This window comes from Arthrobacter sp. GmRoot5-12, assembly GCF_059739365.1.
Genome location: NZ_AP046056.1, coordinates 1209575 through 1234093, shown reverse-complemented (window position 1 = coordinate 1234093; position 24519 = coordinate 1209575). Strand labels below are relative to the sequence as shown.

The 24519-nt window shown below is 63.2% G+C and carries 20 protein-coding genes and 1 pseudogene; 17 read left to right on the top strand and 4 right to left on the bottom strand.

Annotated features, from left to right (window positions below; translation table 11 throughout):
- Positions 1-116: 116 nt before the first annotated feature.
- A complete protein-coding gene (locus tag AC6JAM_RS05475; protein ID WP_223993796.1) occupies positions 117-1169 on the bottom strand; it encodes a LacI family DNA-binding transcriptional regulator in 1053 nt (350 codons plus the stop codon).
- Positions 1170-1387: 218 nt separating this feature from the next.
- Here AC6JAM_RS05475 and AC6JAM_RS05470 point away from each other — a divergent pair, with 218 nt between their 5' ends.
- From AC6JAM_RS05470 to AC6JAM_RS05390, 17 genes and pseudogenes are all read left to right on the top strand, one after another.
- On the top strand, positions 1388-2749 hold the full coding sequence (locus AC6JAM_RS05470) for an ABC transporter substrate-binding protein (protein ID WP_223993798.1): 1362 nt from the start codon (positions 1388-1390) through the stop codon (positions 2747-2749).
- Between the two features lie 6 nt (positions 2750-2755).
- Positions 2756-3766, top strand: coding sequence for a carbohydrate ABC transporter permease (locus AC6JAM_RS05465; protein WP_018772178.1), 1011 nt, complete (start codon positions 2756-2758; stop codon positions 3764-3766).
- Positions 3763-4686 carry a carbohydrate ABC transporter permease gene (locus tag AC6JAM_RS05460; RefSeq protein ID WP_018772179.1) on the top strand — a complete coding sequence of 308 codons (924 nt, stop codon included), beginning with the start codon at positions 3763-3765 and terminating at the stop codon, positions 4684-4686. The genes AC6JAM_RS05465 and AC6JAM_RS05460 overlap by 4 nt, the downstream gene beginning before the upstream one ends.
- Positions 4687-4688: 2 nt before the next feature.
- A complete protein-coding gene (locus AC6JAM_RS05455; RefSeq protein WP_056391232.1) occupies positions 4689-5537 on the top strand; it encodes a sugar phosphate isomerase/epimerase family protein in 849 nt (282 codons plus the stop codon).
- A complete protein-coding gene (locus AC6JAM_RS05450) occupies positions 5534-6697 on the top strand; it encodes a Gfo/Idh/MocA family protein (protein ID WP_056391229.1) in 1164 nt (387 codons plus the stop codon). The genes AC6JAM_RS05455 and AC6JAM_RS05450 overlap by 4 nt, the downstream gene beginning before the upstream one ends.
- A gap of 3 nt (positions 6698-6700) precedes the next feature.
- Positions 6701-7606, top strand: coding sequence for a sugar phosphate isomerase/epimerase family protein (locus tag AC6JAM_RS05445; RefSeq protein WP_223993800.1), 906 nt, complete (start codon positions 6701-6703; stop codon positions 7604-7606).
- A gap of 3 nt (positions 7607-7609) precedes the next feature.
- A complete protein-coding gene (uxaC, locus tag AC6JAM_RS05440) occupies positions 7610-9013 on the top strand; it encodes a glucuronate isomerase (RefSeq protein WP_497934235.1) in 1404 nt (467 codons plus the stop codon).
- Positions 9014-9090: 77 nt separating this feature from the next.
- Positions 9091-10440: a mannitol dehydrogenase family protein gene (locus AC6JAM_RS05435; protein WP_018772184.1), complete on the top strand. Its 1350-nt coding sequence runs from the start codon at positions 9091-9093 to the stop codon at positions 10438-10440.
- A 198-nt stretch (positions 10441-10638) separates the two neighbouring features.
- Positions 10639-12027, top strand: a complete 1389-nt coding sequence (gene uidB / locus AC6JAM_RS05430; protein WP_018772185.1) for a glucuronide transporter — start codon at positions 10639-10641, stop codon at positions 12025-12027.
- A gap of 65 nt (positions 12028-12092) precedes the next feature.
- Positions 12093-13322: a D-mannonate dehydratase ManD gene (manD, locus tag AC6JAM_RS05425; protein WP_478222362.1), complete on the top strand. Its 1230-nt coding sequence runs from the start codon at positions 12093-12095 to the stop codon at positions 13320-13322.
- Positions 13323-13350: 28 nt separating this feature from the next.
- Positions 13351-15630 carry a gluconokinase, GntK/IdnK-type gene (locus AC6JAM_RS05420; protein ID WP_497934234.1) on the top strand — a complete coding sequence of 760 codons (2280 nt, stop codon included), beginning with the start codon at positions 13351-13353 and terminating at the stop codon, positions 15628-15630.
- Positions 15631-15896: 266 nt separating this feature from the next.
- Positions 15897-16646 (top strand): SRPBCC family protein, encoded by a 750-nt coding sequence (locus tag AC6JAM_RS05415; protein ID WP_223993808.1) that lies wholly within the window; start codon positions 15897-15899, stop codon positions 16644-16646.
- 49 nt (positions 16647-16695) lie between these two features.
- Positions 16696-17232, top strand: a complete 537-nt coding sequence (locus AC6JAM_RS05410) for a GNAT family N-acetyltransferase (RefSeq protein WP_223993809.1) — start codon at positions 16696-16698, stop codon at positions 17230-17232.
- 176 nt (positions 17233-17408) lie between these two features.
- Positions 17409-17789: pseudogene (locus AC6JAM_RS05405) on the top strand (alcohol dehydrogenase catalytic domain-containing protein); the annotation flags it as partial.
- A 122-nt stretch (positions 17790-17911) separates the two neighbouring features.
- Entirely contained in the window at positions 17912-18400 is a 489-nt protein-coding gene (locus tag AC6JAM_RS05400; RefSeq protein WP_497934233.1) for a hypothetical protein, read from the top strand.
- Between the two features lie 199 nt (positions 18401-18599).
- Positions 18600-18848, top strand: a complete 249-nt coding sequence (locus AC6JAM_RS05395) for a hypothetical protein (protein ID WP_497934232.1) — start codon at positions 18600-18602, stop codon at positions 18846-18848.
- 146 nt (positions 18849-18994) lie between these two features.
- Positions 18995-20395, top strand: a complete 1401-nt coding sequence (locus AC6JAM_RS05390) for a deoxyguanosinetriphosphate triphosphohydrolase family protein (protein WP_497934231.1) — start codon at positions 18995-18997, stop codon at positions 20393-20395.
- A 31-nt stretch (positions 20396-20426) separates the two neighbouring features.
- Here the strand turns inward: AC6JAM_RS05390 and AC6JAM_RS05385 are convergent, their stop codons facing one another.
- The 3 genes from AC6JAM_RS05385 to AC6JAM_RS05375 form a co-directional block, all read right to left on the bottom strand.
- Complete coding sequence (locus AC6JAM_RS05385; protein WP_497934230.1) at positions 20427-20825, bottom strand: hypothetical protein; 399 nt, start codon at positions 20823-20825, stop codon at positions 20427-20429.
- A 1717-nt stretch (positions 20826-22542) separates the two neighbouring features.
- On the bottom strand, positions 22543-23523 hold the full coding sequence (locus tag AC6JAM_RS05380) for a DUF8320 family protein (RefSeq protein ID WP_497934229.1): 981 nt from the start codon (positions 23521-23523) through the stop codon (positions 22543-22545).
- A complete protein-coding gene (locus AC6JAM_RS05375) occupies positions 23520-24257 on the bottom strand; it encodes a sensor histidine kinase (protein ID WP_497934227.1) in 738 nt (245 codons plus the stop codon). The genes AC6JAM_RS05380 and AC6JAM_RS05375 overlap by 4 nt, the downstream gene beginning before the upstream one ends.
- Positions 24258-24519 lie beyond the last annotated feature (262 nt).

The window sequence follows — 24519 nt, the reverse complement described above, 5'->3', positions numbered from 1 at the left end:
GTACCCCCGCCGGAGCGGCCCCCACCTGGACCCGCGCCAGCGGGGCCATTCCAGGCAGGAAGTCGTTGACGCCATCGCCCGCCGCGGACGTCTGGGGGGAAATGAGCCTCGCCTTCCTATAGTCGTGCAGGGCCTGTGGACTCCCGGATGGTCAAGTGGGTGGGCATGACCGCCAGCTGCCGGGCGGCTCTTCCCGCCAGCGGGTTGAGCTGGGCCAGCAGCATGGACACCGCCACCCGGCCGGCCTGCTCGATGGGACTTGAAATGGTGGTCAGGGGCGGGTTGCAGAAGTCCGCGCCGAAGATGTCATCGGACCCGATGATGCTCATGTCCTCCGGGACGCGGATGCCGCGGGCCTGGAGGCGCTGGAGCATGCCGATGGCCAACAGGTCGTTGAAGACGATGCAGGCAGTGGCACCCGTCCTGACCGCCGCGTCCGCCGCGGCAGCCCCCGACGTCGTCTTCGGGGTGTAGGGCCCGATCCGGTGGACCTCCATACCGCGCCGTTTCGCGTCCTCCTCGAAGACCTTCCACCGCATCTGGTTTGACCACGACGTGGGTGGTCCGGCGACGTAGCAGACCTTGTGGTGGCCCAGGGAGGCCAGGTGTTCCAGGGCCTGGATGATGGCCGACGGCGTATCGATCATGACCGTGGGAGCGCTGGTGGAGGCGCGGTTGAAGGTGACCAGGGGCTGCGTCCGCGAGACCTCCGCCAGCTGGGCGTCCGTCAGGCGGGAGGCAGCGAGAATGAAACCGTCGGCGGATTTGCGCATCTTGTGCAATGCATCGAGTTCCACCTCGTTGGATTCTTCAGTGTCCACCAGCAGCTGGGTGTAACCGGCTGCCTTGAGCTGGTGCTGCGTGCCCCGGATGATGTCGAAATAGAACGGGTTGGTGATATCGGGCACCAGCACCGCCACGGCGTTGGTGCGCCCCGAACTGAGTCCCCGCGCCTGGGAGCTCGGCACGTAGTTCAGCTCCGCGGCTGCCTCTTCGATCCGCTGCCGGGTCCTCGCATTGACCCGGTCCGGCCGCGACAGGGCACGTGACACCGTGGAGGTGGCCACTCCGGCCAGTTCCGCCACGTCGCGGATGGTGGGCGGCCGGTTTGCACTGGCGTTAAGGTCTAGCGCACCGCGCGTGGTGGCTTCGACGGGTAGATCAGCCATAACGCTGGACCTTTCCTCGCTGGCTGGACGAACCGCCGTCGACAATTAACGCCGGCGAGGCCCCTGACTCTGTAGCCTTAATCCCACCATTTTTGGCAACTTTTGGCAACCGCTTGCCGGAGTTGTTGCATCCTTCCTAGACTGGCATTCGAGTCGCCTGCAGTGATTTCCGCCACAGGACGGATGTGGCCATGTGGGTGTCCTAGAGGAGAAAAACAATGAGGTTTAAATCGACTACTGGGCTTGCGGCGATTGTTACGGCTGCAGCACTGGCCCTGACCGGTTGCGGTTCGGGTTCCGGGACTGGCGGGGGAGGGTCCACGAATGCGGACGGCAAAGTGGACGGGACGGGCAAGACGCTGAACGTCCTGACTGGCGTTCTCAGCCAATACCCCGAGCAGCAGAAACAGTGGCAGAGCGATATTGCAGCCAAGTTCAAGGCTGAAACCGGGGCCGACGTGAAGTTTGAAACCTTCGCCTCGGCCAACGACGAGCTCACCCGCATCCAGACTTCCGTGGTCTCCGGCCAGGGGCCGGATGTCTACGGACTCGGCACGACCTTCACCCCCACGGCCTATGCCACCAAGGCCTTCGTCACCCTCTCGGATGACGACTGGAAGAAGGTTGGCGGCAAGGACCGCTTCAACCAGGCTGCCCTCGGTATTTCCGGCCCGGACAAGGACCACCAGGCCGGTATCCCCTTCGTCAGCCGCCCGTTCGTGATGGCGTACAACAAGGACCTGCTCGCCGCGGCCGGCATTGACAAGCCCGCAACCAGCTGGGACGAGCTCGCAGCCCAGGCCAAGAAGATGACCAAGGCTGATACCTATGGCATCGCCACGGGCTACAAGGACAACTATGACCCCTGGAAGTTCATCTGGGCCATGTCCGTCCAGGCCGGAAACCCCTTGGTCGACGGTAACAAGCTCAAGATGGACGACCCCACCGTCAAGAAGGCCTACCAGACCTACTTCGGCTGGTTGACCCAGGACAAGGTCGTTGACCCTGCTTCCGTCGGCTGGAGCAACAGCAACGCCGTGGCGGCCTTCGCCAGCGGCAAGGCCGGCTACCTGATGATGACCACTTCCAGCTCCATCCCCACCCTGGACAAGTCCGCAGTTGCCGGGAAGTACGAGTACGCCCTGATGCCCACGGTCGCACCGGGCGAGACGCAGTCCAAGTCCGATGGCGAGGCCGCCAGCATCCTCTCGGGCGACAACCTGGTGGTGGCTGATTACTCCAAGCAGAAGGACCTTGCCTTCGCCTACATCAAACTGATCACTTCCAAGGACGAGCAGTTGAACTACCAGAAGACCTTCGGCGACCTGCCTGCAAACGCCGAAGCCCTGGCCGCTCTGACAGACCCCAAGCTCAAGCCGGTGGCTGACGCCGCCGCCAAGTCCAAGGCCACACCGTTCACTGGCGCCTGGGGCGATATCCAGCTCGGCCTCCTCAACGTCACCGTGCAGTCGATCCCGGACCTGGCCGCGGGCAAGGTGGACGAGTCAGCACTCGAACAAAGGATCAAGGACGCCCAGAACAAGGGCCAGGCTTCCCTGGACCGGGCCTCCAAAGGATAGGTTCTGATGTCAACCGACGCCTCTCATGAAGTCCGGCCTGCGGTGGATTCCGCCGCGGGCCGGGCGCCCCGCGATTCACACGACGCCGGGCAACAGCCCGGCCACCAGGGCGGCCTGCGCCGCAAGGGAATGAGCGAACGCAACCGGCCGCTCTGGATGCTGATCCCGGGTGGGGTCCTGATGATCATCATCATCGTGGTCCCGCTGCTGCTGGGCATCTACATGTCCGTCCTCAACCTGGACCAGTACACCCTGCGGAAATGGATCAGTGCGCCGCTCATCGGAGCCGAAAACTTCGTTGAAGCGGTGACGGCATCGCCCTTGCTGCACGCCGTCTGGCTCAGTGTCAGCTACTCGCTGCTGGCCATGGTGGTGACGCTGCCGCTGGGCATCGCCGCCGCGGTGGCCACGCAGAACGCGTTCAAGGGCCGGGCAGTGATCCGCTCGGTTTTCCTCATCCCGTACGTCCTCCCATCCTTCGTGGTGGCCACCGTCTGGCGCACCATGCTCCAGCCCGGCGGGATCGTGGACGAGGCCTTGGCCACCGTGGGGATCCACGTGGGGCTGTGGCTCAACGGCCCGCAGACCTTTTGGACGCTGGTACTGGTCCAGATCTGGGCATCGTGGCCGTTCATCTACCTGCTGGCCCTGTCCGGCCTGCAGTCGGTGGACCATGAGGTGCACGAAGCGTCGGCACTCGACGGTGCGCTGTGGTGGAACAAGCTCCGGTACGTGGTGTTCCCGTACTTGAAGGGCCCGCTGGCTCTGGCCTTCCTGATCGGGATGCTGCACCACATCAACAACTTCACCCTCCCGTTCGTGCTGTTCGGCGTCCCTGCGCCGGCCGACGTCGAAGTCCTCCCCATCCTGACCTACGTCACCAGCTTCCAGAGCTTCCGCTTTGGACTCAGCGCCGCAATGGCCTTCATTTCCCTGGTGCTGATCGCCATTCCGCTGTTCGTCTACCTCCGTGCCGTCAAGCTTGACGACGCCGAAACACCAGGAGCGAAGAAATGAGCACCACGACAGCCACCCGGCGGAGTGCGTCAACCGTTGATGTTGACCGTCCGGGCTCGCACCGCCAGCATGAGGTGCTCCGGCTCCTTCCGGGCCCCCTGCTGGTCATCATCCTGGTATTCCTCGGCGCACTTGTCCTGATCCCTGTGCTGTACATCTTCCTGGCTTCGGTGAACTCGGACATCGGGGTGGCCAATGGCGAGTTCTGGCCGTCCTCAGTCACATTCGATAACTACTCGAAGATTTGGACCAGCGTTGGCCTGGCCACCGGCCTCACCAACAGCGTCCTGGTGGCGGGAGCAACCGCGGTGGTCTCCGCAGCGATGTCCATCTCCACTGCGTTCGTCCTGGTCCGCTACAGCTTCCGCGGCAGGCTGACCATCCTCCGCGGGCTGCTGGCACTGCAGTCGGTGCCCGGAACCCTCATGGTGCTGCCGGTCTTCGTCCTGTTTTCCTCGGCGGCAACCTACCTCGGCATACAGGTGATCGGAACCCAGTGGGGCCTGTTCGTGACCTACCTCACCTTCGCCATGCCGTTCTCCACCTGGGTGATGGTCACCTACCTTCGCGGACTTCCCAAGGAACTTGAAGAAGCAGCACGGATCGACGGCGCGTCCCACCTTGGCGTCCTGTTCCGGATCATCCTTCCGCTGAGCTGGCCCGGCATCGTGGTTTCAGGCATCTTCGCCTTCCTGCTGGGCTGGAATGACGTGTTGTTCGCCTCGGTGATGACCCGCCCGGAAAGCCAGACGGCCGCCGTCGCACTCCAAATCTTTGGTGCTTCGCAGGAAGGCGGCGCCATTCCGTTCTACGGCCAGATGATGGCGGCGGCATTGGTTTGCGCCGCTCCTGTGGTCATTCTTTACCTGATTTTCCAGCGTTACCTAGTAGGCGGGCTCACCGCCGGAGGAGTTAAATAACCATGGTTTCGACCACCCAGGTCACGTGGCAGCTGTCAGGCTTCGGCGACGAGATCGACGACGACCCAGCGGTCCAGATAGCAGTGCTGCAGGCCCTCGGCGCCAACCACATTGAAGTCCGCAGCGCCTGGGGCACCAACATCGTGGACCTGAGCGATGAACAGCTCCAGTCCCTGGCGTCCCTGCTGGCGGAGAAGGGCATGAAGGTCTCCGCCGTCGCTTCCCCCATTGGCAAGGTGGACGTCAGCCTGCCGGTGGAGCACGAAGTGGAACGGCTGCGCCGGGCGGTCAACGCCGCCAAGGTCCTGGACGCCAGGTACATCCGCATCTTCTCCTTCTACTACGGCGAGTCCGTGCAGGTGGAGTCCATCCGCGATGCCGTCATCGAACGCATGCGGGCGCTCGCCGATGTGGCTGAGGAAGCGGGCGTGATCCTGCTGCACGAGAACGAGAAAGACATTTTCGGCGACGTACCAGACCGCGTCCTGGACATCATCGAAACCGTCAACTCGCCCGCGCTGAAGGTGGCATGGGATGCCGCGAACTTCGTCCAGGTGGGGGTCAAGCCCTTCGATGAGGGATACGCCAAACTGCGTCCGCACCTTGAGTACCTGCAGGTCAAGGACGCATTGTTCGAAAACGGCCACGTGGTGCCGGCAGGTGAAGGCGACGGGGATGTGCTCCGCACCGTGGAGGCGCTGAAAGCAGACGGGTACCAGGGCTTCGCCTCCCTGGAGCCGCACCTCGCCGGTGCCCACGGACTGGGCGGTTTCTCCGGCCCCACCGCGTTCGGCATCGCAGCACGCGCCTTTGCAAAAGTCACCGCAGAAGCAGGAGTCCAGACCGCATGAGCACCCTTAACGTAGCCATCACCGGATGCGGCGTCATCGGGCGCACCCACGCCGTAGCCCTCGAGGCATTTCCGGAAGCCCGGATCGTGGCACTGGTGGATGCCATCCCGGCCGCCGCCGAGGCCCTGGCGGACTTTATCGAACAGCGCGGCGGCCAGAGGCCGGCGCTCTACAGCACACAGGCGGAGGCCTTTGCGGCTGAGGACATCGATCTTGTGGCCCTGGCCACCCCCAGCGGCCTCCACATCCAGCAGGGCCTGGAAGTCCTGGCCGCCGGTAAGCACGTGGTGATCGAAAAGCCACTCGACGTTGACCTCACCCGGGCCCAGGAAATCGAAGCCGCAGCCAAGGAAGCGGCCAGCAAGGGGATTGTTGCCTCGGTGATCAGCCAGCACCGGTTTGACCAGTCAAGCGTCGCCGTTGCCGACGCTGTGGCCAAAGGACGTTTCGGGCGGCTGACGTCCGCCATCGCTTCCGTGGCTTGGTGGCGCAGCCAGGGGTACTACGACTCCGGCGACTGGCGCGGCACCTGGGCCATGGACGGCGGCGGTGCGCTGATGAACCAGGGCGTCCACACGGTGGACCTGCTGCTGTGGTTCATGGGACGCCCCGTTGAGATCCATGCGCACACCGCCAGGCTTGCGCACGAACGCATCGAGGTGGAAGACACCGCCGTTGCCACCATTACCTTCGAAAACGGCGGCCTGGCCGTCCTGCACGCCACCACCGCTGCCTACCCGGGGCTGACCGTACGCGTCCAGCTCATGGGGTCCGAGGGCTCGGCGGTGGTGGACAACGACCGGCTGCAGTACTTCCACAGCAAGGACGCGGGCGGCGAGTCCGCGGACATGGGCCTTCAGGGCGGGGGCAACCAGGCGGAAGAGGAACTGGCCAAATACCCCGAGGAGGACTACAAGGCCGCGGACCCCACCGTGTATCCGGCCGGCCACGTCCGGCAGTACCGGGACATCCTGGGCGCCATCGCCGGTGGGCGGCAGGCCGGCGTCACCGTCAGCGACGCCGTCAACGCACTCGCCGCGGTGCGTTCCGTCTACGTTTCGGCCACGCTTGGCCAGCCCGTCCTCTTCGACGATGTCCTGGCCGGCAAGTACAACGACCTCGAAGTCCGCACCGGCGGCACTTCGGCAGAAAGCGCCTGAGCCATGAAGTTTTCAGTATTTACCGCATCAACCCCCGAATGGACCCCCGACGAAGCAGTGCAGCACCTGGCCCGGCAGGGCTGGGATGGCATTGAGTGGCGGATCACCGACCAGGCCGACGCTGCCGAGCCGGGCTTCTGGGCCGGCAACAAGGCCACCGTCCCGCTCACCGGCATGGAGGACCACCTGGACCGGATTGCCGCCCTCACATCCGGCGCGGGCCTGGAATTCTCCGGCATCGGGGGATACGCACGGTGCGACAACCATGCGGACGTTGACCGGATGCTGGCCGCCACTGCCAGGCTCGGCGCCGGGCAGGTCCGGGTGACCACCCCTCCGTTGGGAACGGCCGTCTGGGGGAACGAACCGGCCAGCGGTACCCCGTACCCTGAGCTGTTTGCCGGTGCCCGCCGTGACTTCGAGTGGATCGCCGAACGGGCTGCCCACCACGGCGTGAAGGCACTCGTGGAACTGCACCACCGCACCATCACCGCTTCGGCCTCGTCCGCGCTGCGGCTGCTGGACGGACTTGATCCGCGGCACGTGGGAGTCATCCATGACCTCGGCAACCTGCTGATCGAAGGCCAGGAGGACTACCTCCCCGCGTTCCAGCTCCTGGGCGACTACCTGGCCCACGTGCACGTCAAAAACGCCGTCTGGGTCAACAGCGGCAAAACCGACGACTCCGGTGCCGCCATCTTCCGGAACGAGTGGGCGCCGCTGCGTTCCGGCCAGGGCAGCGTGCTGGAGTACTTCAAGGCACTAGCGGCCCATGGCTATGACGGCTGGGTGACGGTGGAGGACTTCTCCACCGAACTCCCGCTGGCTGAACGGACGGCAGATAACCTTGACTACCTCCGCTCCGCGGCCGCGCTGGCGGGACTTTCCGTCCCCGCAGGGAGGCGATGACCCGTGGGAACGCCGATTGCGGAACACCCCGACCGGCTGCTGCCGGCTGATCCCGGTGTCCGGAGCATCGCACGGTCACTGTTCACAACTGTGGAAGGGCTGCCCATCATCTCCCCGCACGGGCACGTGGACGCTGCGGTCATCGAGCAGAACACCCCTTTCCCGGACCCGGCTGCCCTGCTGGTCACCCCGGACCACTACGTCACCCGGCTGATCCACGCCGGCGGGGTGCCCATGGACCAGCTGGGGCTGGGCAGCCAACCCGCCGCGTCACGGGAGGGCTGGCGCCACTTCTGTGCCGCCTGGCCCACCTTTGAGGGAACGGCATCCGGTTACTGGATCCGGCAGGAGTTCGCCCACGTGTTCGGCCTGGCGGAGGAACCGTCCCGGGAGAACGCGGACCGGCTTTACGACGCCCTGCAGGCCAAGCTCTCTGAGCCGGGCTTCCGGCCGCGCGAGCTGTTCAAGGAATTCAACATCGAGGTGCTGGCCACCACGGATGATCCCCTGGACTCACTGGACAGCCACGCCGCGCTGCACGCGGACCCATCCTTTGCCGGGCGCGTCCTGCCCACCTTCCGCCCCGACCAGTACCTGAACATGGCGCACCCGGCCTGGCGGGACAACGTGGACCGCCTGATCGCTTCGGCGGGGGATGGCGCTTCGGGTTACGCCGGGTACATCAAGGCGCTTGAGGCCCGGCGCAGGCATTTCGTGGAGCGGGGCGCCGTCTCGGCCGACCACGGCGTTTTCACTCCTGCCACCCTGAAGCTGGACGACGCCGAGGCGGAGCGGCTTTTTGAGCGCGGGCGCAACGGCCAGGCGGATGCAGCTGACAGGGAAGCCTTCGAAGCGCACATGATCTACCAGATGGCGCGGATGTCCGTGGAGGACGGCCTGGTGATGACCGTCCACCCCGGATCCTTCCGCAACCACCATGCCCCCACGTTCGAGGCGTTCGGGGCGGATACCGGCCACGATATTCCTGTGGCGGTCAACTACACCGAGGCCATCCGGCCCCTGCTGCAGGATTTCGGGACCGCCAAGGACTTCCACCTGGTCCTCTTCACGCTCGACGAGACGGTGTTCTCCCGGGAACTTGCCCCGTTGGCCGGGTTCTACCCGTCGGTGTACCTGGGAGCGCCGTGGTGGTTCCTGGATGCGCCGGACGCCATGCTCCGTTTCCGGTCTGCCGTGACGGAGACGGCGGGCTTCTCCCGGTCCTCCGGCTTCATCGATGACACCCGGGCCTTTTGCTCCATCCCGGCCCGCCACGACACGGCCCGGCGGATCGAAGCCTCCTTCCTGGCGCGGCTCGTGGCCGAGCACCGGGTCACCGAAGAGCGCGCGCACGAACTGATCGTGGACATCGTGGACGCCTCACCCCGCCGGGTGTTCAAGCTGTGAGTGCCCCCTTTACGTCCCCTCCGTCGGCCACGCCGCCCACTGCGGAGCTTCCACGGCTGAACCGGACGCTCCGTCAGGTGCCCAAGGCGCCGGTCCGCATTGTCCACCTGGGGCTGGGCGCCTTCCACCGCTCGCACCAGGCCTGGTACACCCAACAGGCATCAGATTCCGCCGGCTGGGGGATCGCCGCCTTCACTGGCCGCCGGCCGGATGCGGCCCTTGCCCTGGCTGAACAGGATGGTCTCTACACGCTGGTGGAACGCGCAGACGAGGGCGACTCCTTTACTGTCATGGGCAGCATCGTGGAGGCCCTGGACGGTGCGGACATCGAGCGGCTTGCCGCCCTCGTGGCTGCACCGGAGACCGCCCTGGTAACGCTGACCATCACCGAGGCCGCCTACGGGTTGGGTGCGGACGGCAAGCTGGACACCAAGGCGCCCGACGTCGCCGCCGACCTTGCGCTGCTGGGTTCCGGCAGCGGACGGCCCACCACGCCGTTGGGACGGCTGGTGCTTGCGCTCGCCGCCCGCCGGGAAGCCGGTTCCGGGCCGATCGCGATTGTCTGCTGCGACAACCTGTCCAACAACGGCACGGTGGCACGGCAGGCAGTGGCGGGGTTTGCCGGGGCCTGGGATTCCGAATTCGCCGCGTGGGTCACGGGCAATGTCAGCTTCGTGAGCACATCCGTGGACCGGATCACGCCCAGGACCACGGAAGGGGACCTCGCCGTCGTCCGGGAAGCCTGCGGTTACGTGGACAATTCCCCGGTGGTGGCTGAACCCTTTTCAAGCTGGGTGCTCAGCGGGGACTTCCCCGCGGGCCGCCCGCGATGGGAGGACGCAGGTGCCCTGTTCGTCCAGGACATCGAACCCTACGAGAACCGGAAACTGTGGCTGCTGAACGGCGCACACTCACTGCTGGCTTATGCGGGCCAGTTGCGGGGTCATGCGACCGTCGCGGAGGCATTGGCCGACCCCTGGTGCAGGCGGGCAGTGGAGGCTTTCTGGGACGAAGCAGAAACGAACCTTGCCGGCCCCGCCGACCTGCGGATACCCGAGTATCGGCAGGCTCTCCTGGCCCGTTTCAGCAACGCGAGGATCGCCCATAACCTGGCCCAGATTGCCATGGACGGCAGTACCAAACTTCGGATGCGCGCTGTCCCGGTGCTGCAGGCTGAACGCGCCGCCGGACGGTCCGGTGCCGCGGCGGCGCTGATGATTGCCGCATGGATGGACTACAGTGCCACCGCGTCCCCGTTCCACGACCCTCTGGAGCAGGCCGTGACAGCCGCCAACCGGCTGCCAGGCACTGAGCGAACCAAGGCGCTGCTGGCAGTTGTCGACCCTGCCTTGGCAGGGGATGCCGGTGTGGTGGGACTGGTGGAAAGCCTGTGCGGCACCGCTGCCGGGCGTTCCGCTTCCGAATAATCATGAGTCAAATCTGCCCGGCACGTGCGCGTGCCGGGCAGATTTTGTGTGAAACGAAATTATGGCAATTTTTGGCAACCGGTTGCCACTGGGTTTGCCGTTTCGTTAGTATTACTGCCGGAGCAACACCCGGCGCGCCCACGCGGCCCGCACTTCTTCTCTTGGCCACCACCGCAATGACGCGTTAGGACTCTCAGAATGAACAGGCTGACCAAGCTCAGCATCCTCGGCTATGGCGCGGGGGATCTTGCCAACAATCTTGCATTCACCCTCTCCACTACCTACCTCCTGCTGTACTACACGGACGTCGCCGGTATCTCAGCGGCGGCAGCAGGCACCCTCTTCCTCCTGGTGCGCGTCTTTGATGCTTTTGCGGACATCTTCGCGGGCCGGATCGTTGACCGCACCTTCCACAGGAAGCTGGGCAAGTTCCGCCCCTTCATCCTCTTCGGTGGCCTTCCCCTGCTGATCATGAGTGCCCTGACCTTCTCCGTCCCGGCGGACTGGAGCCATGACGGCAAGCTTGCGTATGCCTACCTGACCTACGCCGGCCTGGGCCTGGCATACTCCATGGTCAATATCCCGTACGGCTCGCTGGCCGGCGCCATGACGCAGCAGCCGGCGGAGCGTGCCAAACTGGGCGCTGCCCGCTCCTGCGGTTCACTCGTTGTGGGTTCCGGCCTGCTGTTCTTCATCACGCCGCTCACCAAACAGGGTGCCGCGCAGCTGCAGCCACTCTTCACCACGCTGACCATTGCCTTCGTGGTGGTGGGCATGGCGCTCTACCTGCTGACCGTCTTCACTACCCGGGAAGTGGTCCACCGCGAGGTTCCCAAGGTGACCTTCAAGCAGTCCCTGGCCACCCTGAAGGGCAACCGTCCACTGCTCATGCTCTGCATTTCATCCCTGCTGATGCTTACCGCCAGCACGGGGCTGTCCACCATCCAGGTCTACTACCTGCGGGACGTGCTGCAGAATGTCAGCCTTGCCCAGCCCATGGCCGTCATCAACGTGGTCCTGGCCGTGGTGGTCATCGTGCTCACGCCGGCCATGGTCCGGCGCTGGGGGAAGAAGGCCCTGTACCTGGCAGCCGGAGGCCTGGTGGTGCTCGGTTCGCTGGTGGTCATGCTGGCCCCGCACTCGTTGACCTACCTGGCCTTCACCGGGCTCGTCATCAGCCTCCTGGGCGTGCAGATGATGAACATCGTGGTGTGGGCACTGGAGGCGGACACTGTGGAGTATGGCGAAGCACGTACGGGTGTCCGAACCGAAGGCATCATCTACTCCCTCTTCTCCTTCACCCGGAAGATGGGCCAGGCGCTGGGCGGAGCCGTCATGGCCTACGCCATTGCCAGCGCCGGCTACGTCCGGTCGGACAGCGGCCAAAGCGAGGCCACCATCCAAGGGCTGCAGCTTGCCGCAGGACTGGTGCCCCTGGTCCTCTGTGGGCTGGGCATGGCCATCATGAAGTTCTACAGGCTCACTGACACTGCCCACGCGGAAATCGTCGCCGAGATCAAAGCCCGCCAGGCTGTAGCCGCCGCCGGTACAAGCCGGCAGGCCGCCACCCACGCGGAACTCCACTGACCACCGAAAACACTCCTTCACGCCACAACGCCCCCTCCGACCGACCGTCTCCGAAAGGACCAGCTGTGAAAATCATTGCCGCGGAAGTGTTTGTGACCAGCCCCACCCGAAACTTCGTGACCCTCCGGATCACCACGGACGAGGGCGTGACGGGCATTGGCGACGCCACCCTGAACGGCCGCGAGCTCGCCGTCGCCGCCTACCTGAAGGAACACGTGGCGCAGTTGCTCATTGGCAAGGATCCGCACCGGATTGAGGATACGTGGCAGTTCCTGTACCGGAGTGCGTATTGGCGGCGGGGTCCGGTGACGATGGCGGCGATCGCTGCGGTGGATATGGCGTTGTGGGATATCAAGGGCAAGGTGGCCGGGTTGCCGGTGTACCAGTTGCTCGGTGGTGCGTCGCGGAACGGGTTGCGGGCGTATGGGCATGCTTCGGGTGCGGATATTGAGTCGTTGTTTGATTCGGTGCGGGAGCATCTGGAGTTGGGGTACAGGTCGATCCGGATCCAGACGGCGATCCCGGGGATCAAGGCCGTGTATGGGGTTGCGGCGCAGGCGCAGGCGTCGGGGGAGCGGTATGACTATGAGCCTGCCGGGCGGGGTGCGTTCCCGCAGGAGGAGGACTGGGATACCCGGGCGTACCTGCGGCACCTGCCCACGGTCTTCGAGGCTGTGCGGAACGAGTTTGGGCCGGAGTTGCCGTTGCTGCATGACGGGCATCACCGGATGACGCCGATCCAGGCGGCGAAGCTGGGCAAGGCGCTGGAGCCGTATGACTTGTTCTGGTTGGAGGACTGCACGCCGGCGGAGAACCAGGAGGGGCTGCGCCTGGTGCGGCAGCACACCACCACGCCGTTGGCGATCGGGGAGATCTTCAATACGGTGTTTGACTTCCAGACGCTGATCAAGGAGCAGTTGATTGATTATGTGCGGGCGGCGTCCACGCACTTCGGTGGGATCAGTCCGTTGAAGAAGGTGATGGATTTCGCGGCGCAGTACCAGATCAAGTCCGGTTTCCACGGTCCGACGGATATTTCCCCGGTGGGGTTCGCGGCGCAGCTGCACGTGGGGTTGGCGATCCATAACTACGGGATCCAGGAGTACATGCAGCACTCGGCCAAGACCAACGAGGTCTTCGAGCAGTCCATGACGTTCGTGGACGGGTACCTGCACCCGGGCGACAAGCCGGGCATCGGCGTCGAATTCAACGAAGAAGCCGCCGCGGCCTACCCCTACCAGCAGGCCTACCTGCCCTACAACCGGCTCGTCGACGGCACCGTCCACGACTGGTAAGACCGCCACGACTGGCAAGGACCATACAATGATCAAACATCGCATTATCGTCATGGGCGTCTCCGGCTGCGGCAAGACCACCATCGGTGACCTCGTCGCCCGCGAACTGGGCGTCCCGTTCGTTGACGGCGATTCCCTCCACCCCGTGGAGAACGTCGCGAAAATGGCTGCGGGCACACCGCTGACGGACGAGGACCGCTGGCCATGGCTCGCAACGGTGGGCAGCAAGCTGGCGGCTGCGGGCGACGGTGGGCTGGTCCTGGCGTGTTCTGCCCTGCGCCGAAGATACCGGGACGCCATCCGGGAACAGGCCCCGGACACCGTCTTCCTGCACCTGGACGGCAGCAAGGAGGTTCTGAAGGCGCGGACCGAGGGACGGACCGGGCACTTCATGCCTCCCGCGCTGCTGGAATCCCAACTCGCCACACTGGAACCTCTGCAGGAAGACGAGCGCGGCGTGGTGGTTGACATCGCCGCACCCGTTCAGGACGTGGTGGCGGAGGCACTCAAGGGGATTGCCGCCGTCGTACCTCCTGCCAAGGGGGCCGCGGGCACCAGGCCGCGCCAGTTCGACGTCGACCTTGCGGCAGCGCCATTCATGCTCGACGCCGGCGCGATCGCCTGGGTGGAAGGCACCATTGGTGCCATGACGCTCGAGGAAAAGATCGGGCAGCTGTTCATCAACCACAACAACGACTACTCGCCCGGATACCTCGACGGGGTGCTGGAAAACTACCACGTGGGCGGCATGCGGTACCGGCCCGGCCCGTCCGCCGCCGTCCAGGAACATATCCGCTACGCGCAGTCCAAGTCCCGGATTCCCTTGCTGATTGCCTCCAACCCGGAGATGGGCGGGGCCGGCAGCTGCGACGACGGCACGTTCGTATCCACGCACCTGCAGGCAGGCTCGCACCCGGACAGGAACATCGCCCGGCAGATGGGGCAGGTGGCAGGCGTGGAGACGGCTGCCCTGGGCTGCAATTGGGCCTTCGCGCCGATCGTGGACATCCACTACAACTGGCGGAACACCGTCATTTCCACACGGTCCTTCGGCAATACGCCCGAGGTGGTGGTGGAGCGCGCCAAGGAGTACTTCGACGGCATCAGCGAATCACCCACTGCCTGCGCCATGAAGCACTTCCCGGGCGACGGCATCGACGAGCGGGACCAGCACGTGGTCACGTCCTACAACACCCTCGGGTACGAGGAATGGAACCGGACCTACGGGCACGTGTACCGGGAGATGATCGCGCACGGCGTGCAGTCCATCATGGTGGGCCATATTGGGGCGCCGGAGGTCTCGCGGCATTTCCGGCCGGGTCTTCCTGATGCCGGGATCCTGCCGGCCACGTTGTCCCCGGAACTGCTGCAGGACCTGCTGCGCGGCGAACTGGGCTTCAATGGCCTGGTCCTCACCGACGCCTCGCAGATGGTGGGCCTGACGCAGGCGATGAAGCGGAAGGACCTGGTTCCGGCAACGATTGCGGCCGGCTGCGACATGTTCCTGTTCTTCCGGAACCCCGCCGAGGACTTCCAGTACATGCTGGACGGATACAAGTCTGGGGTCATCACCGAGCAGCGGCTGCACGACGCCCTGCGGCGGATCCTCGGACTGAAGGCATCCTTGAGGCTGCACCTGAAATCCGCTGACCAGTTGGTGCCGCCGGCCGAGGCGCTGGCCGTGATCGGCAGTCAGGCGCACCGGGCGATTGCGGCCGAGATCGCCGACAAGACCGTCACACTGGTCAAGGACACGGCAGGGAACCTGCCCATTACCCCCGGGACTCATCCGCGGATCCGGTTGTACGGCATTTCCGGCGGCGCCGACTTCACGCGGGCAGATCCGCTGGCCTACCTGGACGTGGTGAAGGAGGAACTGGAGGCCGCCGGCTTCGAAGTGTTCTTGTACCGGACGGCTGAACAGCGCGAGGCGGCGGGGGAGACCGGGGTGAACTTCATGTCCGTCATCTCCGAGGAAGCCACCGGGGACTACGCGGAAAAGTACGACGCCGCATTTGTCTTTGCCAACGTCAAGGGCTTCGCCCAGGAGGCCGCCATCCGGATCAAGTGGTCCTCGCCGATGGCAGCCGAGATCCCGTGGTACGTCACGGAGGTGCCCACGGTGTTCGTGTCCCTCAACCAGCCGAACCACCTGATTGACGTGCCCATGGTGAAGACGGCAATCCACGCGCATGCCGGGACTCGGGAAGCCATCCGTGCCGCGGTGGAGAAGATCCAGGGCAAGTCCGCGTTCCAGGGAACGTTCAACGAGAACGTATTTTGCGGGTCGTTCGACACCCGGCTTTGAGCAGGTACTGAAGAAGGAGGCGCCGCCGCAACAGCGGTGGCGCCTCCTTCATGCCCGGAAGGCCAGGGCTGGGTTCCGGAGACCGCCACGTTCTTCGGCGCACTGCCTGATGACTTCGTGATGGGTGGTTGCCAGGCAGTTGCCTGAATGGGACGTCAGTCGTTGCAGGGCGGCCGCAAGGGGGGCCTTGGACTCTGTGGCGCCCAGATGATGGTTTGTAGGCTGCAAGGCATCGCGGAACCACCTCAACCAAAGGGAGGCGTGCCATGAGCAGCACGGCGTCGGATGTCCTGGCCTTCATTCGGCCGAAGACAGGCACGAATCATTCATCCACCCCTTCCCGCCGCCGGCTTTCCGGATTCCTTGGTGCTGCGGCCGCTGCCGGGTTTCTCACGCACGCCCTCGTGCCGCGTGCCCTGGGGACATGGGGAACCACGGAGCCCGAAAGAACAATGCCCCTTCCGGGGGACGAATTGATTCCCGATCCCGAGGACATCCAGACCATGGCGGTCACTGTCTCCGCCCGTCCCGACCAGGTGTGGCCCTGGATAGTGCAAATGGGTGTGGACCGGGCGGGGCTGTATTCCTACACGGCGATGGAGAACGGATTGCTGCACCTGGGTGTTACGAACGCGGACCGCATTCATCCGGAGTGGCAGGACCTGCAGGTGGGGGACATCATCGCCTTCACGCCGGAAGGTTACCCGGGCGGCCGGCGCGGGCCGCGCGTGGTGGAGTTGGAGGAGGGCCGACACCTTGTTCTGGACTCAAGCCCTGGTGCCCCGCCCGGAAAAGTGACAGGAACCTGGCAGTTCGTCCTCCACGATGCAGGTGCTGCCGGTACCAGGCTGCTGCTCAGGACGCGCACGGGCCCGGGACGCCCTGCCGGGCTTCGTGTGACGGACTTCCTTCTTCGACCCGGCTACCTGGTCATGGACCGCGCCATGCTCCTGGGCATCAAAAAGCGCGTCGAGACGGAAGCGCAGGGGCGTCCGCCGTTGTCGACCCCGCAGTGACGCCGTCCTGGACGTGGGCGCCTATATGGGCTCGGCGTAGTGTGAAGCAGTGGACTTTTCCTGTGTGATTGCCGAAGGTGTTGTGCTCCGTCCCGTCCGGGCGTCGGACGCAGAGGCGCTGGCAGCGGCGTTTCAGGAGAACCGGTCATATCTCGCCCCGTGGGAGCCTGTCCGGCCTGAGGAGTTCTACACCGTCCAGGGCCAGCGGGACGTGGTTGAAGGGCGGCTTGTTGAACTCGATTCGGGCACGGCACTTCCCATGGTGCTGGCACAACATGACGGTATCGTCGGGCTGCTGACCCTCAGCTCAATCGTGCGTGGCGCATTCCAGAACGCGCACGTTGGTTACTGGATTTCCCGCACAGCCCAAGGGAAAGGGCTTATGACGGCGGCAGTAGCGGCGGCCGTCAATATTTCACAGGCTGCATTGGGACTTCACCGACTCGAGGCAGCAACCCTGGTGCACAACACGGCGTCGCAAAGAGTGCTGGAAAAGAATGGCTTCGTGGCCTACGGCACGGCCCCCGACTACCTCCGGATAGCCGGCAGGTGGCAGGACCACCGGATGTATCAGCGGATTCTCTAATCCTGCGGAGACCGGCAGTGACGCCAATGCTCCCGGCAGCATCCGTGGCTGGCCAGCATGTGCGGCTTCGCGGCAGGACACAGGGGAGGGAGTTCGATGCACCATCGCCGCGTGCGAAGATGTCGCCGGACTCCCGGCTGAACAGGACGGGACGAATTCGATGCCTGGAGGACACTATGCGCGCGATTGTCATGAACAGCATTGCCGGGCCGCTGGCGGTTCACGAGGTCGACGCCCCGGAGGCGCCTGCCGGCGGTGTGGTGATCACCGTCGTGGCCACCGGATTATGCCGCAGTGACTGGCACGCATGGGTAGGCCACGACGACATCGCTCTGCCGCACGTTCCAGGCCATGAGTTCGCCGGCGTTGTGGCCGTGGTTGGTTCGGGTGTGACCAGATGGACGGTTGGCGACCGCGTGACCGCACCCTTTGTGGAAGGCTGCGGCGCCTGCGAATGGTGCCTCGGCGGCAACGCGCAGGTCTGCCCGGAGCAGCAGCAGCCAGGCTTCACCCATTGGGGTTCCTTTGCCGAGCAAGTTGTGATCCATGCGGCCGACAGGCAGCACCCGACGCTGTTTGGATTTTTGGTGACCTTCTTTGGGTTGCCTGGGAAGCCAAAAGCGAAGCGAAACCGGCGGGCAGGGTCTCGGCGCGTCATGCACGAGAAGCAACCTCCCATTTGACGTTCACTTCTACCAAGCGCGGCGAACGAGTTCCGGAGGCGTCTTTTGCTTGTTTCGTAACGCCGCACAAAAGCGCTGATCCGGGCGCCAGAGCTGTGGTTGCAGATAACGTGTTCCTGCTGCCTCTTCACGAACCGGGAACGCTGCTATCGCGTCTGGAAAAAGTTTGGGCTACTGCGCGTTCTATAGGCGACGGTCCGGACGAGTTGACTGTGCTTGAGCTCTTGGCGAAGGAAGGTTGCCTTCCCAGCCAGTGGATCGCCAACTACACGAAGCATCCGCTCAAGCATGCCGTGGAAGCGAAGGCTAAAGCCGCTGCGGAAGAAAAGACTGACGAGGCGGAGCCAGGCGTGCCCGCTGTGGAGGAAGCGGTTGTAAAGGAGGAGCCTGAGGCGAAGGGGCCAAAAATACCCGCTGACCCTGGTGTGATTGCCGAACCTGGACTTGCGAGTGACGGGCAGGAAAACGCCCAGGACAGCGACTGACCCCTCATGTATCAGGGCCCGTTCCCTGCTGCCATAAACACGATATTCGTTCCCTGAACGAAACGGCGCTCCGCGTCCCGCGTTACACGTTCGGGGATCTATGATGGTCACGTAGTAGCCACCGGATAGGCAGAACCTTCGGAGCTTGCAGCACGGAAGGTTCACGGGGCCGTATGCCCCTAAATTGTTGAGGAGTGCAATGACCGATAGGCTGGAAGACCTCACCGTTGACGAGCAAGTGGCACGCATGAAGCACATTTCAGATGTCATCTCCGGCATCGTCAAAGCTCAAGGTGGAAGGATGCTGCTGAAGGATTCTCGTATTCAAGCGGCCCAGCAACTGAAGACCACAGTGGACGAGGTCGACTACGGAGTGGTCTACGGGGAATCAACTCACGCGTTGTCCGTCCCGAACAGCGGCGTTTACATCACCGCGGTGTCGCAGTAACTGCTTAGGACGCTTAGTCCACGACGATTGGGGGGAGCCGCGTGCGGCCTCGTTTGGATAGGCTGGCCGACGGCTCGCTTGTAGTAACCGAAAAGAAGACAGCTCGATACAGCAGGCTCCTGAACAGCAGATCCAGCGAGCACGATATGCGCACGGAAACGGAGAAGGACCGCGGCCGCATAAGCTACTCGTCGTTCCTGCGCCGGCTCTCGGGCGTCACCCAAGTGGTTTCGCCTAACCTCGACACCCCCAGGCTCCACTCACGTGAATCCCACTCGCAAAAGGTGGCACTGGTCTCCCGCGAGATCGCAGAGCACATCACGCGAAAAGCCCTGGCCGATGACGACATTGGGCGAGTAGTTGCCGGATTCGGAGGGCTGGACGTATCAGCCACAGAGACTGCAGGTCTTGCCCACGACCTTGGACACCCGCCGTTTGGTCACGTCGGCGAAGTTGTACTCAACGAACTGCTGAGGAGCCGGGGGGTTGAAGACGGCTTTGAAGGTAACGCTCAATCGTTCCGAATTGTGACGCGCCTCGACACCCGCCGACTCGATGCACCCAAGTCCGGACTTAACCTCACCGCTGTGACGCTGGCAGCGATCCTGAAGTATCCGTTCGTGTGCCCCGACGACAAGTTGCTCGACGGGGCCGATGCCGAAAAGGCCGCGTCCGTTCCTCCGAAGTTTGGTGCGTACCGGTCGGACATGGACCAGTTCAACCGGGTCATGGGTTGCACCGCTTCGGATGTTCGCGGCGCCAGGCAGTCGTTGGAGGGGTCCATCATGGACCTCGCTGACGACATCACGTACGCAATCCACGACCTTGAGGACTTCTATCAGGAAGACGCTATAGATTTCGACGAAGTGGTTAGGGATTTGGAGCAGGCCACGGCTGACCTGCCTCAAACTTCACTTAGCGACGTAGGGCCGTCCAGCCGGAACCCTTTTGTTGCTGCTGCCTTGAAGCTTCAGAGTGGCTACCCGCAGTTCTTTGATAAGAGCCTTTACGTAGAGAAGCTGGAAGCGACAAGACTGCTGCTGGAAACTGGCGGATTTAAGGGTCGTTACCGGGGTGGCCGTCTGCAGGCGAACAAGCTGCAAACCAAGATGTCCGTGCAGATCGCATCGTTCTTCGACTCTATTCGTGTTACTGCCGAACCGCCTTGGACCGGCGGGCCAAGCGTCTACCTTGAAAGTCAGGCATGGCATCTCATGCAGTGCCTCAAGACGATCACAAGGCGCTATGTCGTCGACACACCCAAAATTGGTCTCATTCAGAGAGCTCAGCGGTCCGTGTTAACAGAGCTTTTCAACGGCTTGTGTGACTGGGTGGAGTCGAAGCCCTTGTTTGCTGAATTACCGCAGCCACTGGCCGACTACCTGGAATCGGCAGGAAAAGCTGGGCAGCGGCTGCCGGCGAACCTCACGCCCGATCATTACCGGGCAATCGCAGACTACATTTGTAGCCTTTCGGATCAGGAGTGCTACGCGAGGTCGAGTTGGATTCGCGGCGTTGAAGTTCCGGGGCTCGCGCTCGTTCGCTAATGAATGCTCACCGCCCGGGCAACGTTTGGTCTTAGACAGTGACCAAGTCACGGACGTGAATCCAGATATTGAGGCGTGCGAGCTCGGCGGGCGTGCCATCCTTTGTACGGGCCACCCATGCTGCCGTGGGGTTTTTGGACGCTGTGACGACCCATTCCTCGGGTAGCGGGTCGGGTCGCGTCCAGAGGGGGCGGCGGATGGTGAGCCCGTCGCATTCCATGCCCACAAGTGCAGCGAACAGGGTGTCCCAGCGCATCGACCCTGTCGATCCGGGAGGTTCTAAGAATTCGCGTCGCTCAGCTTCCGAGGCAATCCGGAACTGTTGAAGTGTTGCCAACATCGTTCGTATGGCGAAATCGACGTCTCCCCGCTGTAACTCCCGCCGGATCAGCGTGGCGGCTGCAGGTGCCGTAAATGTTTTGATGGCCATGTCAAAAGAGTAGCGTGGGCTCCTGTCCCCATTTCGGGGCCCACAACAGGCCGTCCCAAACCTAAAAATCCTAAAGGAACCTAAAGGGCCTTGTTGGGAGGCGGTGGTCCTGATTGCCAGACCGGTACTGCGGCGAACAACTTCATCGGCTGTCTGGAACCCAGCCTGTAGGTCGATAGTAGGGGAGTGGGGGCTTTCGGTACTGATTGCACCCCACTCCCCGTGTCAGAGAGGGATTAGAGACTACGCTTTGGTGGTGATGCTGCTACTGAGTGCGTGGTGGCGGTCCAGCCTTCGTCACAGCCTCACCTGTGGGTAGTCTCTTCCCGCTGCGGCTACCAGTTCGAGCTGTCGGGGCCGCGACGTCAGAGGTTGACAGTAAGTGTACTGCCCAAGAGTGGTCGGTACACCCGGACCCATGCGTTGTGATCGCCGCCAACGCTGCAATGGACGGTGAACCAGGCCCACCCTCCGCCGCTGGGGACATTAGTGAAAGTAACGCTATATCGGGCTGGCATGCCGTACTGGACCGATGTGTGTCCCTGTGTGTTGAGCTCGCCGTACACCGTCGCCTGCTGTGGTCCCTGTTCCCAGCAGCCGGATTTGCCGGTCACTGTCACGGTAGCGCTCCCCGGCCAGGCGAGGGCAGGAGCGGCAGTTACGACAGGTGTCAGTAATGCCGCGGACGCCAACGCTACTAGTGCAGCCGTTCGGCGAATTGACGTATTTTTGCGGGTGGAGCAGTCGGTACTCATTTCGAAAAATCTCCTTCTTCGGAAAAACTAAAAGTGAGGCTCGTTGGAATTAGGGGCTATGCGTCCGCGGCGACCTGCCACGTAGCGATAAGTGATCGCTACGGGAACGTCTCGAATTCCTCGCGCGGTCCAAGCGGCAAAGATTTCGAGAGCCGGAAGGTGACTTATGCCTGGGGAAGGCACGAGCTGCTCCCACAGTGCCGCGTCACGCCTCGTACTGCTTGATGTCCAGTTCTGGTGGGAAGTCCGTACTTATCGTTGGCAGAACCACGTGTACGGGTTGTACCGGTTCCACAGACCTGGATAAGCTCCGGGCCCGTATTGAGTTACGCACTCACGGTTCACATCAATGCCGTACGTGTAACCCCAGGGCCACCAAGGCAGCTGAGCGCAGCGCCACGAGTACGCGTCATTGGGGTTTACTACGACTGATCGTAAGCCGAACAATGGATACTGGACGGAGCAGGCCCGTTGCATGTCCACGCCTCCCAGGTACGTGGATGCGGATGCGGGTGCGGAGGCGCTGAGTGTTCCTGCCACTAGAGCTCCGGAAGTCATCCCAAGTGTTGCAACTAGCCTGATCCGCTTCTTGAATTTCGGGACGAAGCTATTGCTGGATAATGACGGCTGGGCGATTTTGTCATTCATGTTGCTTCCTTCAGAAGGGCCGTTTGGCACCGGCGCCAGGGATGATTAGCGGACCGAAGTCCGTGCGTCGACGGCGGTATTGGCGGCCGCTGTCATGCTTTCTGAGACCCGTGGAGGTCTCAGATCCGGGAGGACGAGGGAGCTGTTTATCATCCGTTCCAGCTACGGATGTTGTTTGTCCGGCCCGTGATTTGATTGATGGTACGAGTGGGCGGCGGCTTACTGAAGGTCCGAAAGCCGTTTGGGGGCGGATTGTCCGCAGAAGTGCGTACGTAAGCCCATGCTTGGGCGCCGGCCGGGCCAGGCTCTTCGAATCAGAAAATTTCCACCAAGGTCGGCTCGTCGGAGTTCTCGGAAGAGGAGGCAAAGATAGTCACAGCGGAAGACCCACTCACGGGTTTGATGCGGACAGTAACGGTCCCTGTCTCGGCTTGGTCAAGCACTGTGATGACCTTTTCAGAGGCCCGGGCAACAAGACCTGGAGACAGCTCCTCCTTACCGTCGTCGATAAGGTGAACGGTCACCCCCCGTTTTCTGGCCTTTTCAGCGGCAGCCAGGACGTTGTCTGTGGCAAGGCTGCGACCACGGACTTCATCCCGCAGCCGGGCTTCGACAAGGGTGTATTCCTGGCGCGCTACTTCGTCGGGAATATGACCAGGGCTGCAGATCTGTTCTAGTGCGGGGCCTGCGACGCTTCGAATGTGATCCATCCATTGTGTTCGGGCAACCCCGAGGGCCTGCTCTGCGGCATAGCGGTCCACAGAGGTTCGGGCGTCAGTTGCATATTGTGTGATCAGCCGGTCATTGTTGCGCAGGAAGTGGTTGACCCCGGTGGCCACCGCCAGCCATCCGATCGTCGCAATACTCATCAACATGCCACCGATCCATCCAATAGCGGCTCCGGAAGACCAGATGACGGTCATAGCAACAGACAACACGCCCCCAACCCACGAGAGGAAAACCCTCCCGCGAAGATTTGTCACAACTAACAGGGTGTACGACGCCGCGGTGTGCCAGGCGGCATAGCCGGGCCACACGACCTTGGGTAAGACACTGTCAACCAATAAGGCCATGAGGATGACGCTTCCAACGGCTGTAGCAGCCCGCCAGATGGGGAGTACTTGAGGCGCGGGCCTAAGAACAATGACCGTAGCCGTTACGTAGAGCGCCATCGCTGCAAGGGAAGGCCAAGGGCTGCTCACCTTGTCAAGGCTGAGCAGCCCTACGACGATATGAACACTTGAAAAGAGTGCGCACAGAACGGTCAACATCCGTGCTGCGCTTGTAGCAATCACGTCGAGGCTCCTTCCCACACGAGGTCAATTTCCGTTCCGGTGCCCGGCATGGATCTGACCGTCGCGGATCCTCCCACGGAATGAAGCCTGCCAAGGATTGAAACACGGATACCAAGCCTGCGGTCCGGGACCGAGGATTCATCGAAGCCCCTTCCGTTGTCCTTGATCTGAACGCGGATTTGACTTTGGTCGGAGTGCTTTAGTGCCACGACGTTTATCCAGCAGTGTCGTGCTCCCGAGTGGCGAGTTGTGTTGCGGACGGCCTCTGTTGTGGCTTCGAACAACGCCCTGGCCACTGCGGGGGGAAGGGTGACATTCGCTGGTGAGTCGCAGGTGACCGAGACTGTAAGATCGCCGTCGCCGTCGTCGACAGTAAAGCGTATCCGCGCGACCAAGTCCGTTATTGTTTCGAAGGAGCTGCTCTCGGCACCAGTTCCATATAGGTCAAGACGTTCGAGGGCGTCCCGAGCCAACAGTGAGCTGGCGTCGTACTCATCAATGGACCCAGAATTGGCCGCAGTTAGCAGCGCAGCCATCACGCTGTCGTGGAGGAGTCCGTCAAGTCGTAGCCGCTCCCGACTTAGGGCTGTCGCGGACGCGGCCAACGTGTATCGCCGGATGGCCTCGTCGGCGGCATCGTCCAGTCTGACCGCAGCTTGTCGGAGGATGCCGATGGCCGAGCAGATGACTAGTGCCAGGATGGTTGCAAAGATCGTGTCTTCCCCTGCCCACACCCTCGATGTCCACTCGACCGGAGCGGTAGTGCGGAGGACGATAAATGCTGCCCCAGTTGCGAGAGCGCAAAGACATCCCGTAGTCGTGCCTGCAACGAAAGTTACCCAGACGGCGCTCACATTATGGCCGCCCATAACCATGGAGTGCCGATTTCAGGCGGGGGGTCAGACGGTGCAGCAACGTGCCAAAGCGTAAACTCCACCAATACCAAAACGAGCAACAGAACGTGCGTGGTTCTATGCGACCGACCATGAATTGAGG

What these genes read in the sequence shown, in the direction of transcription:
- AC6JAM_RS05420 (WP_497934234.1), top strand. Translation starts at nt 13,351, where the DNA reads ATGATCAAACATCGCATTATCGTCATGGGCGTCTCCGGCTGCGGCAAG.
- AC6JAM_RS05455 (WP_056391232.1), top strand. Translation starts at nt 4,689, where the DNA reads ATGGTTTCGACCACCCAGGTCACGTGGCAGCTGTCAGGCTTCGGCGAC.
- AC6JAM_RS05470 (WP_223993798.1), top strand. Translation starts at nt 1,388, where the DNA reads ATGAGGTTTAAATCGACTACTGGGCTTGCGGCGATTGTTACGGCTGCA.
- AC6JAM_RS05390 (WP_497934231.1), top strand. Translation starts at nt 18,995, where the DNA reads ATGCGCACGGAAACGGAGAAGGACCGCGGCCGCATAAGCTACTCGTCG.
- AC6JAM_RS05460 (WP_018772179.1), top strand. Translation starts at nt 3,763, where the DNA reads ATGAGCACCACGACAGCCACCCGGCGGAGTGCGTCAACCGTTGATGTT.
- AC6JAM_RS05450 (WP_056391229.1), top strand. Translation starts at nt 5,534, where the DNA reads ATGAGCACCCTTAACGTAGCCATCACCGGATGCGGCGTCATCGGGCGC.
- AC6JAM_RS05395 (WP_497934232.1), top strand. Translation starts at nt 18,600, where the DNA reads ATGACCGATAGGCTGGAAGACCTCACCGTTGACGAGCAAGTGGCACGC.
- AC6JAM_RS05445 (WP_223993800.1), top strand. Translation starts at nt 6,701, where the DNA reads ATGAAGTTTTCAGTATTTACCGCATCAACCCCCGAATGGACCCCCGAC.
- AC6JAM_RS05465 (WP_018772178.1), top strand. Translation starts at nt 2,756, where the DNA reads ATGTCAACCGACGCCTCTCATGAAGTCCGGCCTGCGGTGGATTCCGCC.
- AC6JAM_RS05475 (WP_223993796.1), bottom strand. Translation starts at nt 1,169, where the DNA reads ATGGCTGATCTACCCGTCGAAGCCACCACGCGCGGTGCGCTAGACCTT.
- AC6JAM_RS05385 (WP_497934230.1), bottom strand. Translation starts at nt 20,825, where the DNA reads ATGGCCATCAAAACATTTACGGCACCTGCAGCCGCCACGCTGATCCGG.
- uidB (WP_018772185.1), top strand. Translation starts at nt 10,639, where the DNA reads ATGAACAGGCTGACCAAGCTCAGCATCCTCGGCTATGGCGCGGGGGAT.
- AC6JAM_RS05415 (WP_223993808.1), top strand. Translation starts at nt 15,897, where the DNA reads ATGAGCAGCACGGCGTCGGATGTCCTGGCCTTCATTCGGCCGAAGACA.